Here is a 14,856-nt window from a genome sequence, read left to right as displayed (position 1 = left end):
AAACGGCAGGGCTGCGGTGGTGGCGGATTGTCCGGCGGTGGTTCTCGGCGGGTTGTGATCTTCCCCCCACCCGGACCCCCACCCGGACCCCCCGGCCGCGGTCCGCGGGCGCCGTGCCCGCCGGGTGTCCCCCTGCGGCCCACCCGTTGCCCTCCTGTGCGGGCCCCGTTGCCCGTCGACGCCCGCCCGCCGTGCCCGCCGGTGCTGTCCGGGTGCCGCCCGGGCGCAGGCCGGGCGCGGTCGGGGTCGTGGTCCTGTCCCCGAATTTCCGGCCCCGGAATTGTCCGGAGTTTCGTGTCGGGACCAAAGGCCCGCCCCGGATAAGCCGAAAGCCCCCGGACCGGTCGTCCGGGGGCTTTATCGGATAGCTCGTGGTGACGCTCGGTTTATGCCTTGGTCACGTCCTCGACCTCGTCGTCGTCCTCGCGTCCGGGCGTTTTCATGTTGAATTTCACGATGATGAACCGGAACAGCACGTAGTACACGACGGCGAAGCAGAGCCCGATCGGGATGATCATCCAGGGCTTGGTGGCCAGGCTCCAGTTGATCGCGTAGTCGATCAGGCCGGCCGAGAAGCTGAACCCGTCGTGTACCCCCAGCCCCCAGGTGACGGCCATCGACGCGCCCGTCAGCAGCGCGTGCACCGCGTACAGCGCCGGGGCGACGTAGGCGAAGGAGTACTCGATCGGCTCGGTCACGCCGGTGACGAAGGAGGTCAGGCCGACCGAGAGCATCAGGCCGTAGATCTCCTTGCGCCGGTGCGGTTTGGCCGCGTGGGCCATCGCCAGGGCGGCGGCGGGCAGCGCGAACATCATGATGGGGAAGAAACCGGAGGTGAACTGGCCCGCCGTGGGGTCGCCGGCCAGGAAGCGCGGGATGTCGCCGTGGACGACGGCGCCGTCCGGTTTCGTGAAGTCGCCGAACTGGAACCAGACGAAGGTGTTCAGCAACTGGTGCATGCCGATCAGCAGCAGTGCGCGGTTGGCGAGACCGAAGATGCCCGCGCCCCACGCGTCCAGGTCGGCGAGGGTCTGGCTGAAGTCGTTGAAGGCCCGGCCGATCGGCGGCCACGCCCAGACCGCGATGACGGCGACCACCATGCCGACCAGGGCGGTGATCATCGGCACCAGGCGGCGCCCGTTGAAGAAGCCCAGCCAGTCCACCAGTCTGGTGCGGTGGAAACGCACCCAGAGCCACGCCGACAGCAGGCCGATCAGGATGCCGCCCAGCACGCCCGGGTTCTGGTAGGTCGCCGCGGCCGCCTTGGCGGAGGTGAAGTCCACGCACTGGTTGCCGACCAGCACGGTCGGCAGCTTGCAGTCCTCCGGGAAGGCGTGCAGGACCTGGTAGAAGACGAGGAAGCCGACCACCGCCGCCAGCGCGGTCGAGCCGTCCGCCTTCTTCGCCATGCCGATCGCGACGCCGATGCAGAACAGCATCGGCAGACCGAGCGAGGAGTCCAACAGCGCGCCGCCCGCCGCCGCGAAGACCTTGGCGACGTTGTCCCAGCCCAGGCCGTCCTTGCCGAAGACGTCCGGCTGACCGAGCCGGTTGAGGATGCCGGCGGCCGGGAGCACCGCGACCGGGAGCTGGAGCGAGCGGCCCATCTTCTGGAGGCCGCCGTAGAAGGTGTGCCACCACGCGGTCTGCGGGGCTGTGGCGCCTGCCGAACTCATCCTTCGCCCTCCGAGAGCAGTTGCCGGCCGCGGGCCCCCGGGGGGACCTTCGGGCAGGGCCAGGAACACCCGGGGCTCTTCCTGCGTTCATCGGAGTACACATATATTGGTGTAGACCACTTTGGGACGCAGGCCGCGAGCACCGGGAGCACGAACCCCGCTGATCGTCATCCTCGGACGGCGGTCCGGGGCATGCGCGCCGGAATGGGCCAAAAGTGGACTAACGTGGCATATCGCTCCGGATCGGGTCATGCTGGTCGCGCTGCCGGGCAGCACGACACGGCATGACGCGGTACGACCGTCGGCTGACCTCGCGTCAGCACCGAACCGGACCCATCACCCCCCGACCTCCGGCCGGGGACGGCAGCACAGCGCACGACGGCACCCGGCAGAGCAGCCGACGGGCCGAGACAGAGGGAGAAAGCAATGGCCAGCAAGGCTGAGAAGATCGTCGCCGGTCTCGGCGGCATCGACAACATCGAAGAGGTCGAAGGCTGCATCACCCGCCTGCGCACCGAGGTCAAGGACGCCTCCCTCGTCGACGAGGCCGCGCTGAAGGCCGCCGGCGCCCACGGCGTCGTCAAGATGGGCACCGCGATCCAGGTCGTCATCGGCACCGACGCCGACCCGATCGCCGCCGACATCGAGGACATGATGTGAGCTGAGCCCACCAGGCTCACCACCCCTCGGCCCGCCCGCCCCCGTGGCCGGCGGGCCGAGGCACGCCCGGACCCGGACGCGGCCCGGACGCACCCCGGGACACCGCCCGGACGCACCCCGGACACGGGCCGGACGGGCACGGCGCCACAGCCCCTCCGGGCGGCCCCCACCACCCGTTCGGACCCCCGCCACCGCCCGCCCCGCCCCCCGGCCACCGCCCGCCCCGGGCGCACCCGGGACTCCACGGGGCGTACCCGGACCACCCGCCGAAACCGGCTACGCTCGGTGCCTATGTCACGCATCGACGGCCGCACCCCCGACCAGCTCCGCCCCGTCACCATCGAACGGGGCTGGAGCAAGCACGCCGAAGGCTCCGTCCTCATCTCCTACGGCGACACCAAGGTGCTGTGCACCGCCAGCGTCACCGAAGGCGTCCCGCGCTGGCGCAAGGGCAGCGGCGAAGGCTGGGTCACCGCCGAGTACTCCATGCTCCCGCGCGCCACCAACACCCGCGGCGACCGGGAGTCCGTCAAGGGGCGGCTCGGCGGACGCACCCACGAGATCAGCCGGCTCATCGGCCGCTCGCTGCGCGCCGTCGTCGACCACCGGGCGCTCGCCGAGAACACCATCGTCCTCGACTGCGACGTCCTCCAGGCCGACGGCGGCACCCGCACCGCCGCGATCACCGGCGCCTACGTCGCCCTCGTCGACGCCGTCGCCTGGGCGCGTGACAAGAAGATCCTCCGCGCCAAGGGCCAGCCGATCACCAGCGGCGTCAGCGCCGTCAGCGTCGGCATCATCGACGGCGTCCCGATGCTCGACCTCCCGTACGAGGAGGACGTCCGCGCCGAGACCGACATGAACATCGTCTGCACCTCAGACGGCCGCTTCGTCGAGGTCCAGGGCACCGCCGAGGGCGCCCCGTTCGACCGCGCACTGCTCGACCGGCTCCTCGACCTCGGCACCCTCGGCTGCGCCGAACTCGACGAGATCCAGCGCAAGGCCCTCGGCTCCCTCGAAGGCTGAGGTCTCGGTTCCGCTTCGGTTCCCCGAAACCCCCGGGCTCCGGCCTCGGTCGCTGTACAGGCCGGGTCCGGAGCCCGTACGGTTCCCGCAGCACCCGGTTGCGGGAACCGTGCACCCTCGGCGCGCGTCCTTCCCTTCCGGAAACCCGCGCACCGAGGAGGACCGGATGCCCCAGAGCATCGCCCGCCCCACCATGCTCGCCGTGGCCGGCCTGATCGCCATCCTCCCGCTCAGCGCCGTGAGTTGCGCGGCCGCCCAGAAGGCGCTCGACTGCGGCAACACCGCGGTCAAGATCACCGGTGACATCACCGAGGTCAGCAACGCCTACAGCAACGCCAGCAACGACGCGGCCGCCGCCGGGCAGGCGCTGCAGAAGCTCAAGAACGACCTCGACCAGCTCGGGAAGAACTCCAAGGACACCGACGTCTCCCAGGCCATCACCGACCTCTCCACCCAGGTCGACAAGGTCCAGCAGGCCGTCAACAACAAGCAGGTGCCGGACCTCAAGCCGCTCGGCGACGCCGCCTCGAACCTCACCAAGGTCTGCACCGGCTGACGTCCGGTTAGGGTGGTTTCATGACCACCCGACTCATCCTCGCCACCCGTAACCAGAACAAGGTCGTGGAGCTCCGCGACATCCTCGGCAGCGCCGGCCTGGACGTCGAACTGGTCGGCGCCGACGCCTACCCGGAGATCCCCGACGTCCGCGAGACCGGCGTCACCTTCGCGGAGAACGCGCTCCTCAAGGCCCACGCCCTCGCCCGGGCCACCGGCCTGCCCGCCGTCGCCGACGACTCCGGCCTCTGCGTCGACGTCCTCAACGGCGCCCCCGGCATCTTCTCCGCCCGCTGGGCGGGCAAGCACGGCGACGACCGCGCCAACCTCGACCTGCTGCTCGCCCAGCTCTCCGACATCGACGCGGTCCACCGCGGCGCCCACTTCTTCTGCGCCGCCGCCCTCGCCCTCCCCGACGGCACCGAGCGGGTCGTCGAGGGCCGCCTCCTCGGCACCCTCCGCACCGAGCCGTCCGGCGACGGCGGCTTCGGCTACGACCCGATCCTCCAACCGCTCGGCGAGACCCGTACCTGCGCCGAACTGACGCCGGCGGAGAAGAACGCCATCAGCCACCGCGGCCACGCCTTCCGCGCCCTCGCCCCGGTGGTCCGGGACCTGTTGGGCTGACGGCACCGCAGGAACGGCGAAGGCCCGCCCCGGAGATCACTCCGGGGCGGGCCTTCGTTTCAAAGGCAAGTGCGGCCTGAGGGACTCGAACCCTCACGGGATTCCTCCCACGGGCACCTAAAACCCGCGCGGCTGCCGATTACGCCAAGGCCGCAAGGCCTTCAGTCTAGGGGCTTGTCGAGGGCGGGGACAGCGACATTCCCGGGCGGGATGCCGTCCCGGTCGCGGTGTGCGGCGGGCCGCTCCCGCCGGTTCTTGTTCCGTCCGCAGTAAGTGTCGGTGACGGCATGGCAGTTCGGGCAGAGCAGGCGGAGGTTCTCCGGCCTGTTGTCGGACCAGTCGCCGTTGATGTGGTCGACTTCGAGCGTGAGGGGTCGCCCCTGCCACACGGGGCCGGTGCCGCAGCCCGTGCACGACTCCGGCCGGCCGAGCTCGGCCAGGGCCAGGCGGATGCGCGAACCGGGCAGCCGTTTGGCTTCCCGGGGGCGCTGCACGAGGAGTTGCTCGGGCGGGATCCTGGCCGGGGAGCGCCTGCCCCGGTGGTGCGCCTGGCCGGTGAAGTGCGAGGTGTCGATGCCGAGCGCCCTGATCCGCCGGCCGATGTGCGCCTGGGTGCCCCCGGCCTGACGCAGGTGGAGGTGGCGCACCACCCCCGCCACGCTCTGCGAGACGGCGACGGCCTCTTCGAGGAGTTCGCGGGTGTAGACGCTTCCCGCCGGCCGGAAGTGCGACGTGTCGACGTCGAACTCGGTCAGTTTGAGGCGCAGGTACTTGCGGCGGTCCTTGTTCGGCTCCTTGCCGAGTGCGATCAGCATCTCGTCGAGCGAGGCGGCGGTCGCCGCGAGGTCCGTGAGCAGCTCGCGGGTGTATCTGGTGACCGGCATGGTTGTCCCCCTTCGGGCGTGTGGGCCCGTCCCCCGTGTGGGCGAACGACCGGCCGGTCGTCCGGTCACGGGCTCACCACCAGTACGTGGGGTAGCGGCGGTTGCGCAGGCGGGCGGCGGCGAGGCCGGTGAGGGTGAGGAGGGCGGCGGCGAGGGCCAGGAGCGGGAGGAAGTGGCGGGGGTCCGGGGAGGTGAGGGTGACGATGACGGCGGTCGCGGCGGCGGGGGAGTGCGGGGTGCGGGCGAGGGTCATGACGCCGAGGGCGAGGCCGCCGGCGATGGCGGCCGACCAGTAGGCGGGGGTGGTGAGGGCGAGGACGGCGTAGCCGGTGAGGGCGGAGAGCAGTTGGCCGCCGATGACGCTGCGGGGTTGGGCGAGGGGGAGGTCGGGGGCGCCGGCGATGAGGGCCATGGAGGCGGCGAGGGGTGGGATGAGCAGGGGGTGTTCGGTGAGGGTGCCGAGGGCGGCGAGGAGGAGCAGGGCGGTGACTGCGGTGGCCGTGGAGGCGAGGACGGCGGTGGCGGCGGGGCGGGCGGGGGCTCGGCTGGGGAGGGGCACGGCGGCGGCTTCCTAACGCTTGTCATTGACTTGTAGCGTTAGTTTGCTCGGCTTGGCTAGCGGATGGCAAGCCGCGTTACCGTTAGGTATGGGTATGGGCAGGGATGTGGTGGAGCACGGTGCGGTCGACGGGATGCCGGTCGACGGTGAGCACGTGGCGCTGGACCTGGTGAACAGCACCTTCGTTCGGGGCGGCCTGCGCGGCCACCTGGTGGACGTGCTGGTGGAGCCGGCGGATCTGGCGGCCTGGGTGGAGCGGCATGCGGACGGGCTGGATCCGGCGAGCGCGCCGGCCGGGGAGCTGGGTCCGGCGGAGCTGGCGGCCTTCCGGGAGCTGCGGCGGGCGCTGCGGGCGGTGCTGACCGCGGTGGTGGCGGGCGAGCCGGCGGCGGAGCCGGACGTCGCGGTGGTGAACGAGGCGCTGCGGGCGGCTCCGGGGTGGGCGGAGCTGCCGCCGGGGGCGGTGGGGCGGGCGGTGCCGCGGAGTCTGGCGGGGGAGCGGGGGAGGGTGCTGCTGGCGCGGGTGGCGCAGGCGTCGGTGGAGTTGCTGACGGGGGAGCGGCGGGAGTCGGTGAAGGCGTGTCCGGCGCCGGGCTGCATCCTCTTCTTCCTGCAGCAGCACGCGCGGCGGGCGTGGTGTTCGACGTCCTGCGGGACACGGGTGCGGGTGGCCCGGCACAGCCGCCGACGTGCGGAGGAGTGAGCGCCGCGGCGATCCGGGACGTGGTCCGGAGGGGGGCCTGGCTGACCGTCGACAATCGGCCGTTCGACCGGCGATGTTGGGGAATTGATTACCAATTGGTACAGACCTATTGACCTATGTGGTTCAGACCACATAGCTTCAGCGCCAATCTGCTTTCCCCCACTGTGCGTGCTCCCCCACAGGCACGCGCCGGCACTCTGCCCGGAGGACCGAGTGTTGATCCGATCCACGGCTGAGCGGCGTCCCACCGCTGCTCGCCGTTCCACGAGCCCGGCGGCCCGCGCCGGCCTGGCCTCGCTGGCTGCCGCCGCCATGGCCGGCCTGCTGGTGGCCACGCTGGGCGCGGCGCCCTCCCAGGCGTCCGCCACCGTCGACAACGCGGCCTGTCGTCCGGACGGTCAGTACGCCACGCCCGGCGTCGACGTTCCGTACTGCAGCGTCTACGACACCAACGGCCGCGAGAAGATGGGCGCCGATCACCAGCGCCGCATCATCGGCTACTTCACCGGCTGGCGTACCGGCAAGGACGGCACCCCGCCGTACCTGGTGAGCGACATCCCCTGGGACAAGGTCACCCACCTCAACTACGCCTTCGGCCACGTCGGTTCCGACAACAAGCTGTCGGTCGGCACGGACAACGACAAGAACGAGGCCACCGGGATCTCCTTCCCCGGCGTGCCCGGCGCGGAGCTGGACCCGTCGCTGCCCTACAAGGGTCACTTCAACCTGCTGACGAAGTACAAGAAGCAGTACCCGAACGTCAAGACCATGATCTCGGTCGGTGGTTGGACCGAGACCGGCGGGTACTTCGGGGACGACGGCAAGCGCGTCAACTCCGGCGGCTTCTACTCGATGACCGTCAACCCGGACGGCAGCGTCAACCAGGCGGGCATCGACTCCTTCGCCACCTCGGCCGTCGACTTCATCAAGAAGTACGGCTTCAACGGCGTCGACGTCGACTACGAGTACCCGACCTCGATGAAGGACGCGGGCAACCCGCTGGACTGGCAGCTCGCCAACAGCAAGCGCGGTTCGCTGGCCAAGGGCTACGCCGCCCTGATGAAGACGCTCCGCGAGAAGCTGGACCGGGCGGGCGCCACCGACGGCAAGCACTACCTGCTCTCGGTCGCGGCCCCGTCGTCCGGCTACCTGCTGCGCGGCATGGAGACGTTCCAGATCGCGCAGTACCTGGACTACGTCAACATCATGTCGTACGACCTGCACGGCGCCTGGAACAAGTACGTCGGCCCGAACGCCTCGCTGTTCGACGACGGCAAGGACGGCGAGCTGGCGGCGGCCAACGTCTACGGCACCGGCCAGTACGGCGGCATCGGCTACCTCAACACCGACTGGTCGTACCACTACTTCCGCGGCGCGATGCCCGGCGGCCGGATCAACGTCGGTCTGCCGTACTACACCCGCGGTTTCAAGAACGTGGTCGGCGGCACCAACGGCCTCTGGGGCACCGCCTCGGCGACCACCTGCCCGGTCGGCTCCGGCCTGACCGCGTGCGGTGACGGCGCGGTCGGCATCGACAACATCTGGAACGACAAGGACGACGCGGGCAAGGAGTCCCCGGCCGGGTCGAACCCGATGTGGCACGCCAAGAACCTGGAGAAGGGCATCCTGCCCGACTACCTCTCCAAGTACGGCGTGAAGGACACCGCGCTGACGGGCACCTACGCCCGCAACTACAGCTCCGCCCTGGTGGCGCCGTGGCTGTGGAACGACGCCAAGAAGGTGTTCCTCTCCACCGAGGACGAGCAGTCGGTGGGCGCCAAGGCCGACTACATCGTCAACCAGGGCGCCGGCGGCGCGATGATCTGGGAGCTGGCCGGCGACTACAAGTGGGACGCGGCCGCGAACGGCGGCAAGGGCCAGTACGTCCCGGGCAACACGCTCACCTCGCTGATGTACGACAAGTTCAAGGCGGCCTCGCCGTACGGCGCGATCCGCTCGACGACGGCGCTGCCGCAGCAGACCCTGCCGATCGACGTGTCGTTCACCAACTTCGCGCTGGGTGACTCGAACTACCCGATCAACCCGAAGATCCACATCGTCAACAACTCGACGCTGACCCTGCCGGGCGGCACCGAGTTCCAGTTCGACTACAGCAACTCGGCCCCGGGCAACGCCAAGGACCAGTCCGGCTTCGGCCTGACGGTCATCAAGCAGGACCACACCGGGTCGGGCAACGTGGGCGGCCTCAAGGGCACCTACAACCGCGTGTCGGTCAAGCTGCCGGGCTGGCAGTCGCTGGCGCCGGGTGCGTCGATCGACATGGACTTCACCTACTACCTGCCGGTCTCGACCCCGTCCAACTGGACGGTCAACGTGGGCGGCACGCTGTACGGCCTCAAGGGTGACCTGACCCGCGGTGCGGTGAACGGCGGCACGCCGACCCCGACCGTGACGCCCACCGTGACGCCGACGGTCACCCCGACCGTGACGCCCACCGTGACCCCGACCGTCACCCCCACGGTGACGCCGACCGTCACGCCCACCGTCACGCCGACCGTGACCCCGACCACCGGCACCTGCGCCGCTGCGCCGAGCTGGGACGCGGCCACCACCTACGCGACGCCGACCAAGGTGTCGTGGAAGGGCCACTACTACCAGAACAAGTGGTGGACCAAGGGCGACGACCCCGCCGCCAGCGGCGCGTGGGGAGTCTGGAGCGACCTCGGGGCCTGCTGATGACAGCGGTCTCCTGAGGTGAGAGACGGCGGTGGCGGTGCACCCGGTCGGGGGGTGCGCCGCCACCGCTGCGTCGTGCCCGGGGGCGCCCCGGGGCCCGGCCCCGGCCGCTACTTCTCGATGTCGCCGCGCATCCCGGCGAAGAGGGCCGCGGCCTCGGCGGGGGTGCTCTTCGGGAACAGGGCCACGCCCGCCGTGGAGGCGTCGGACCAGCCGCAGAGGACGTCGGTGGTGGGTGCCGCCGGAAGCTGCAGGCACTCCAGCGAGCCGCCGAGCGGGCCGGCCGCGTACGGGACGCCGGAGGTCGGGTCGCCGGTGGAGCCGTGCTGCTGGGCGTAGTCGATCAGACCGCGCCAGAGGTGCTCGCGGCGCTTGGCCGGGTCCTCGGGGACGTTGTCGACGGCGACCAGCAGGATCCGGCGGCCGGAGGTCTGTCCGGCGCGGTCGTAGTTCGCGACCACCAGGTGCATGCCGTCGCGCATCTCGCCCGGGTCGACGGGGACGTCGGAGACGGCGTCCGGGCCGGTGGTCCTGGCCAGTCCGCCGGCCGTCCGGGTCTCGACGACCTGGCGCTTGCCGGTCGGCGCGGTCGGCGCGGTCGGCGAGGTCGGCGCGGTCGGCTTGGCGGAGCCCGGGGACGGCGCGGTGGCGGTCGGCGGCGCGGTGGGCCGAGCGGTGGTCGACGCGGTCGGGGCGGCGGGCTGCCCGGCAGACGGGGTGCTCACGGGCTCGGTGGTCGGCCTGGTGGGCGGCGGCGGCACGGCACTGTCGTCGTTCTCCGGTCCGCAGGCGCTCAGTGCGAGGACGGCGGCGACCGCGCCGACGACGGCGAGGCGGGTGACGGAACCGGATCTGGCGCTCTGCACGGCTCACTCCAGGGGCGTGGCGGGACCCGGGCGGCGGGCCCGGTGAGCAGCACGCTAGGGCCCGCCGCGGACCGCCCGACAGGGCCTTCGCGGAGTGGGGACAGCACCGGGACGAGGCGGTGACGAAGCGGGCCCCGCCGCGTCCCGGTGCGGTGCGCGGTCTCAGGCGGTCTCGACCTTGAGGTCGCGCAGCAGCTTGGCCACGTGGCCGGTCGCCTTGACGTTGTACAGGGCGTGCTCGACCTTGCCGTGCTCGTCGACGATCACGGTGGAGCGGATCACGCCGGTCACGGTCTTGCCGTACAGCTTCTTCTCGCCGAACGCGCCGTACGCCTCCAGGACCTTCTTCTCCGGGTCGGAGAGCAGGGTGACCTTGAGGTCCTCGGCTTCGCGGAACTTGCCGAGCTTCTCCGGCTTGTCCGGCGAGATGCCGATGACGTCGTACCCCGCGCCGGCGAAGACCTCCAGGTTGTCCGTGAAGTCGCACGCCTGCTTGGTGCAGCCGGGGGTGAGCGCGGCGGGGTAGAAGTAGACGATCACCTTGCGGCCGAGGTGGCCGGCGAGGGACACCTCGTTGCCGTCGGCGTCGGACAGGGTGAAGGCGGGCGCGGTGTCGCCGGGCTGGAGACGCTCACTCACGGGGTTTCTCCTGGTGCTGGACGGGCGGTCGTACCACGGCCAACTTACCCCCGTTGGTGGGTGGGGCCGCGCGGGGCCGCCCGTCAGCTGACACACTGGGTCAGTCGTAGGAGCAGGACAACATCAGTGAATGGGGTGGCCCGAGTGGGCGAGGCGAGCAGTACGGACAAGTCGGTGCGGACGACCGCTCAGATCGAGGCGGACATCTCCCGGACCCGCACCCAGCTGGCGGAGACCCTGGACGAGCTCGCCATGCGGGTCCACCCGACCACCATCTCCGCCCAGGTGAAGGCGAAGGCCGTGGCCACGGTCGAGGAGAAGGCCGGCCGGGCGTACGTGGCGGCCAGCGGGCTGGTCGAGCAGGCCCGGGCGCAGTTCGTGGACGAGAAGGGCCGGCCGCGCAAGGAGCGGATCGTCCCGGCCGCGCTGGTCGGCGTCGGCCTGGTGCTGCTGGTCGCCTCGGCCCGCAAGCGCCGCAAGGGCTGAGCGGGGCCGGGAGGCCGATCGACGTGGGCCGGGCACGGTTGTGCCCGGCCTCCCGCCTGTCGGGCTGCCGGCTGCCGGGCCGACCTCACACGGCGCGCCCGGGAGCGGTACCTTCGGGATCGTGAGTACGAACGACGAACCGACCCAGCTGTCCCGTTCCGCCGTGAGCGACGTGCCGCGTCACGACCGGCTGGGCGAGAAGCTGCCGATCAAGATGCTGCACGACCGGGTGCTGGTGAAGACCGAGATCGGCGAGGGCGAGCGGCGCTCGACCGGCGGCATCCTCATCCCGGCCACCGCGGAGCTGTCCAAGCGCTGCGCGTGGGCGGAGGCCGTCGCCGTGGGGCAGAGCGTCCGCTCGGTGGAGCCGGGGGACCGGGTGCTGTACGACCCGGAGGACAAGCTGGAGGTCGAGGTGCGCGGCGCGACCTACGTGCTGCTGCGCGAGCGGGACCTGCACGCGGTGGCCGCGATGCGTTTCGGCGACACCGAGGGATCGACCGGGCTGTACCTGTGAACCCCTGACCTGCGAACTTCTGACGCGGAGCCCCTGACACGGGGTCCGCGGCGCGGGGCTCCGGACGCGGGGCTCCGGGCGGGCCGTCACGCCGTGGGCGTGGCGGCCCGCCGTGCTGTTCGGGGCCGGTTCCCGCCGGAGGCGAGTCGGCCGGAGGAACGGCCCGTCAGGCGGGTGGCCGGTCGGCGGGCGGCGGGGTGTCGGGCTGGGGCCGGCCGGTCGTGGTGGGGGGACGTCCGGTCGCGGGCGGCCCGGTCGTGGCCGGCCCCTGGGTGGGCGGTGTGGTCGGTTTGGGCTGCTCGGTGGGCCGGTCCGTGGTGGGCCGGGCGGTCGGCGAGGACTGTGACGGCTCGGGTTCCCGGGTGGTCGGGGTGATCATGGTCGGCTGGGCGGGTTCGGTGGTGGGCTGCCCGGGTTCCTCCGTCGGCCGGGTGGTGGCGGTGGGCCGCTTGGGAGGGGTGGGCACGGACTGTCCGGGGCCGGTGCCGCCCGCGCCGCCGGTGCCGCCGCTTCCGCCCGTGGTGTCGGTCCCACCGGTCCCACCGGTCCCACCGGTCCCGCCGGTCCGGCCGGGCGCGGTGTCGGCGGAGGGCGACGGCGAGGCCGAGGCCGAGGCGGTGGCGGTGAAGGTGGGGGTCGGGCTGCCGGTGGGCCTGGTGTTGCCGCCGCTGGGCCGGAGGTCGAAGGACTGGACGACGGTGCCGTCCAGGACCTCGCTCATGTAGGCGGTCCAGATCTCGGTGGGGAAGGCGCCGCCGTTGATCCGGGTGTAGCCGGCGGTGCCGGCCAGGGGTTCCTTGGCGTGGGTCTTCGGGTTCTCCCGGAAGAGGCCGACGGTGGTGGCGAGTTCGGGGGTGTACCCGGCGAACCAGGCGGACAGGTTGGAGTCGGTGGTGCCGGTCTTGCCGGCGGCGGGCCGGCCGAGGTCGAGGGCGGCGGCGCCGGTGCCGCGCGGGCTGACGACGTCGCGCAGGACGTCGGTGACGGCGTCGGCGGTGCCCCGGTCGACCGCCGTGGTGGGTGCGTGCTCCGGCATCCTGGGGACGTCGACGGAGCCGGAGCCGGCGTTGACGCGTTCGAGGGCGCTCACCGACCAGGGGGTGTACGCCTCGCCGTGGTTGGCGAGGGCGGCGTAGACGCCGGCCAGGTCGAGGGCGCTGGGGGTGGCGGTGCCGAGGGTCATCGAGGTGTTGGCGGGGTCCAGGCCGGGGACGTCGTCGGGGATGCCGAGTCGCAGGGCGGTGTCCCGGACGTGGGCGAGTCCGGCGTCGACGCCTTCCTGCGCGTACACCGAGTTGACGGACTTGACCATGGCCTGGCGCAGGCTGATGGAGCCGTAGTCGATGTCGTCCTCGTTGGGCGGCGCGTACGGGGTGGGGCCGTCGGTGACGGGGCGTTCGCTGGTGCCGTCGTAGTGGGTCTCGGTGGTGATGGGGAGCCCGTCGTCGCTGCTGCGGCCGGAGGTGAGGCCGGCGGCGAGGTCGATGGGCTTGAAGGTGGAGCCGATCTGGTTGTCCTGGCGCAGCGCGTCGTTGTAGGGCTGTTTGGCGTAGTCGGGCCCGCCGTAGGCGGCGACGACGCGGCCGGTCCCGGGTTCGACGGAGGCGCCGGCGACCCGGACGTCGGTGTCGGTGTCGGGTCGGGCGGTGGGGTCGAGCTCGTCGGTGAGCTGTTCCTGGACGGCCCGCGCGAAGGCGTCCTGCTTCTCCTGGTCGAAGGTGGTGGTGATGCGCCAGCCGCCGGCCTTGAGGGTGGGGGTGTCGATGATGCGGTGGGAGATCAGGTAGTTGTCGGCGACGCCGACGAGGTAGCCGGCCTGGCCGCGGAGTCCGCTGGTGGGCTGGGGGTCGACCGGGTCGGGGAAGGCGACGGCGGCGCGGTCGACGGCGGTGAGGAAGCCGAGCTGGACCATGCCGTCGAGGGTGTAGTGCCAGCGGGCGACGGCCCTCTCGCGGTTGGCGGGGGTGGCGGTCTTGACGTCGTAGGCGCTGGGTGCCTGGAGCAGGGCGGCGAGGTAGGCGCTCTGGGGGAGGGTGAGCTGGGAGACGTCGACGCCGTAGTAGGCGCGGGCGGCGCTCTGGATGCCGTAGGCGCCTCGGCCGAAGTAGCTGGTGTTGAGGTAGCCGGTGAGGATCTCGTCCTTGTCGCGCTGCTGGTCGACCTTTAGGGCGATGAAGAGTTCGCGGCCCTTGCGTTCGATGGTCTGGGTCTGGGTGAGGTAGTAGTTCTTGACGTACTGCTGGGTGATGGTGGAGCCGCCCTGCATGCCCTTGCCGGTGAGGGTGTTCCAGCCGGCCCGGACCATGCCCTTCAGGTCGATGCCCCGGTTCTGGTAGAAGGTGCGGTCCTCGGCGGAGACGACGGCGTGCCGGGTGTCGACGGGGATCTGTTCGATCGTCACGTCGGTGCGGTTGACGGCTCCGGTGCGGGCGATCTCGGTGACGCCGTCGGCGTAGAGGTAGATGTTGCTCTGGGCGACGGCGTGGGCGTTGGGGTCGGGCACGGGGACGATGACGTAGAGCGCGGCGAAGGCGCCGACGGCGAGCAGCAGGACGGCGGTGAGGGCGCCGAGGATGACCCGCCAGGTGGGCAGGAGCCGCCGCCAGAACGGCAGGGCGCGGCGGGCCTCGCGGCGGGCGGCCCGTCTGGCCTGGCGGCGGGTGCTCAGGGTCATGCCGAGATTATGTGCTATTTGATCGTCGATCAGGTGCTGACCGGGCGTCGGCCGGGTGCCGGAAAAACCGGGTGCGGCGGGTAGTTCGCGGCGGTACGGTGAAAGGTGCAAGCCATATGGCGCACCTGGTTCCGGCGTACGTGTTCCGCGTTCCGGCCCGGTGCGGTTCCGGTCGAGCTCCGCCGCCCGGCCCGGTACCCCCGGGGGACGGTGGTCGGGGCGGGTTCGGCGTGCGCCGGTGCGGTTCGGCACCGCCCTGCGCTCTGATTTGTCGACAAGGAGACAAT

General features: G+C 71.7%; 14 protein-coding genes and 1 tRNA gene. 8 read left to right on the top strand and 7 right to left on the bottom strand.

Annotated features, from left to right (window positions below; genetic code table 11):
- Positions 1–386: 386 nt before the first annotated feature.
- A complete protein-coding gene (locus PUR56_RS39160; protein WP_329952479.1) occupies positions 387–1,676 on the bottom strand; it encodes a PTS transporter subunit EIIC in 1,290 nt (429 codons plus the stop codon).
- 426 nt (positions 1,677–2,102) lie between these two features.
- Here PUR56_RS39160 and PUR56_RS39155 point away from each other — a divergent pair, with 426 nt between their 5' ends.
- From PUR56_RS39155 to rdgB, 4 genes are all read left to right on the top strand, one after another.
- The gene (locus PUR56_RS39155; RefSeq protein WP_030060521.1) at positions 2,103–2,336 is read left to right on the top strand and encodes a glucose PTS transporter subunit EIIB; all 234 of its coding nucleotides are present in this window, start codon (positions 2,103–2,105) and stop codon (positions 2,334–2,336) included.
- A gap of 291 nt (positions 2,337–2,627) precedes the next feature.
- Positions 2,628–3,362, top strand: a complete 735-nt coding sequence (gene rph, locus PUR56_RS39150) for a ribonuclease PH (protein ID WP_329952478.1) — start codon at positions 2,628–2,630, stop codon at positions 3,360–3,362.
- Between the two features lie 166 nt (positions 3,363–3,528).
- The gene (locus PUR56_RS39145; protein ID WP_329883635.1) at positions 3,529–3,918 is read left to right on the top strand and encodes a hypothetical protein; all 390 of its coding nucleotides are present in this window, start codon (positions 3,529–3,531) and stop codon (positions 3,916–3,918) included.
- Between the two features lie 20 nt (positions 3,919–3,938).
- Positions 3,939–4,544, top strand: coding sequence for an RdgB/HAM1 family non-canonical purine NTP pyrophosphatase (gene rdgB / locus PUR56_RS39140; protein WP_329883636.1), 606 nt, complete (start codon positions 3,939–3,941; stop codon positions 4,542–4,544).
- A gap of 70 nt (positions 4,545–4,614) precedes the next feature.
- Here rdgB and PUR56_RS39135 read toward each other — a convergent pair.
- From PUR56_RS39135 to PUR56_RS39125, 3 genes are all read right to left on the bottom strand, one after another.
- A tRNA-Leu gene (locus tag PUR56_RS39135) sits at positions 4,615–4,698 on the bottom strand.
- Positions 4,699–4,705: 7 nt separating this feature from the next.
- Positions 4,706–5,428, bottom strand: a complete 723-nt coding sequence (locus PUR56_RS39130) for an HNH endonuclease signature motif containing protein (protein WP_329883637.1) — start codon at positions 5,426–5,428, stop codon at positions 4,706–4,708.
- A 73-nt stretch (positions 5,429–5,501) separates the two neighbouring features.
- Positions 5,502–5,987, bottom strand: a complete 486-nt coding sequence (locus PUR56_RS39125; RefSeq protein WP_329952477.1) for an HPP family protein — start codon at positions 5,985–5,987, stop codon at positions 5,502–5,504.
- A gap of 94 nt (positions 5,988–6,081) precedes the next feature.
- On the opposite strand from PUR56_RS39125, the gene PUR56_RS39120 reads away from it, so the two are divergent.
- Both PUR56_RS39120 and PUR56_RS39115 read left to right on the top strand, forming a co-directional pair.
- Positions 6,082–6,690 carry a CGNR zinc finger domain-containing protein gene (locus PUR56_RS39120; RefSeq protein WP_329952476.1) on the top strand — a complete coding sequence of 203 codons (609 nt, stop codon included), beginning with the start codon at positions 6,082–6,084 and terminating at the stop codon, positions 6,688–6,690.
- A gap of 312 nt (positions 6,691–7,002) precedes the next feature.
- Entirely contained in the window at positions 7,003–9,387 is a 2,385-nt protein-coding gene (locus PUR56_RS39115) for a chitinase C-terminal domain-containing protein (RefSeq protein WP_329952528.1), read from the top strand.
- Positions 9,388–9,497: 110 nt separating this feature from the next.
- On the opposite strand, the gene PUR56_RS39110 is transcribed toward PUR56_RS39115, so the two are convergent.
- Both PUR56_RS39110 and bcp read right to left on the bottom strand, forming a co-directional pair.
- Positions 9,498–10,253 carry a hypothetical protein gene (locus PUR56_RS39110; protein WP_329952475.1) on the bottom strand — a complete coding sequence of 252 codons (756 nt, stop codon included), beginning with the start codon at positions 10,251–10,253 and terminating at the stop codon, positions 9,498–9,500.
- Positions 10,254–10,415: 162 nt separating this feature from the next.
- The gene (bcp, locus tag PUR56_RS39105; protein WP_329883641.1) at positions 10,416–10,892 is read right to left on the bottom strand and encodes a thioredoxin-dependent thiol peroxidase; all 477 of its coding nucleotides are present in this window, start codon (positions 10,890–10,892) and stop codon (positions 10,416–10,418) included.
- Between the two features lie 174 nt (positions 10,893–11,066).
- Between bcp and PUR56_RS39100 the strand changes: the two genes are divergently transcribed.
- Together PUR56_RS39100 and PUR56_RS39095 are read left to right on the top strand one after the other, a co-directional pair.
- Entirely contained in the window at positions 11,067–11,378 is a 312-nt protein-coding gene (locus PUR56_RS39100; protein WP_329883643.1) for a DUF3618 domain-containing protein, read from the top strand.
- A 214-nt stretch (positions 11,379–11,592) separates the two neighbouring features.
- The gene (locus PUR56_RS39095) at positions 11,593–11,895 is read left to right on the top strand and encodes a GroES family chaperonin (protein WP_329883752.1); all 303 of its coding nucleotides are present in this window, start codon (positions 11,593–11,595) and stop codon (positions 11,893–11,895) included.
- A 166-nt stretch (positions 11,896–12,061) separates the two neighbouring features.
- Here PUR56_RS39095 and PUR56_RS39090 read toward each other — a convergent pair whose 3' ends face one another.
- Positions 12,062–14,569: a transglycosylase domain-containing protein gene (locus tag PUR56_RS39090; protein WP_329952474.1), complete on the bottom strand. Its 2,508-nt coding sequence runs from the start codon at positions 14,567–14,569 to the stop codon at positions 12,062–12,064.
- Positions 14,570–14,856: the final 287 nt, after the last annotated feature.

The organism is Streptomyces sp. BE303 (assembly GCF_036290945.1).
GTDB lineage: Bacteria > Actinomycetota > Actinomycetes > Streptomycetales > Streptomycetaceae > Kitasatospora.
Note: the sequence above shows the minus strand (reverse complement) of the source record. Positions and strands in the feature narration are given on the sequence as shown.

What these genes read in the sequence shown, in the direction of transcription:
- PUR56_RS39160 (WP_329952479.1), bottom strand. Translation starts at nt 1,676, where the DNA reads ATGAGTTCGGCAGGCGCCACAGCCCCGCAGACCGCGTGGTGGCACACC.
- PUR56_RS39155 (WP_030060521.1), top strand. Translation starts at nt 2,103, where the DNA reads ATGGCCAGCAAGGCTGAGAAGATCGTCGCCGGTCTCGGCGGCATCGAC.
- rph (WP_329952478.1), top strand. Translation starts at nt 2,628, where the DNA reads ATGTCACGCATCGACGGCCGCACCCCCGACCAGCTCCGCCCCGTCACC.
- PUR56_RS39145 (WP_329883635.1), top strand. Translation starts at nt 3,529, where the DNA reads ATGCCCCAGAGCATCGCCCGCCCCACCATGCTCGCCGTGGCCGGCCTG.
- rdgB (WP_329883636.1), top strand. Translation starts at nt 3,939, where the DNA reads ATGACCACCCGACTCATCCTCGCCACCCGTAACCAGAACAAGGTCGTG.
- PUR56_RS39130 (WP_329883637.1), bottom strand. Translation starts at nt 5,428, where the DNA reads ATGCCGGTCACCAGATACACCCGCGAGCTGCTCACGGACCTCGCGGCG.
- PUR56_RS39120 (WP_329952476.1), top strand. Translation starts at nt 6,082, where the DNA reads ATGGGCAGGGATGTGGTGGAGCACGGTGCGGTCGACGGGATGCCGGTC.
- PUR56_RS39115 (WP_329952528.1), top strand. Translation starts at nt 7,003, where the DNA reads ATGGCCGGCCTGCTGGTGGCCACGCTGGGCGCGGCGCCCTCCCAGGCG.
- PUR56_RS39095 (WP_329883752.1), top strand. Translation starts at nt 11,593, where the DNA reads ATGCTGCACGACCGGGTGCTGGTGAAGACCGAGATCGGCGAGGGCGAG.
- PUR56_RS39090 (WP_329952474.1), bottom strand. Translation starts at nt 14,569, where the DNA reads ATGACCCTGAGCACCCGCCGCCAGGCCAGACGGGCCGCCCGCCGCGAG.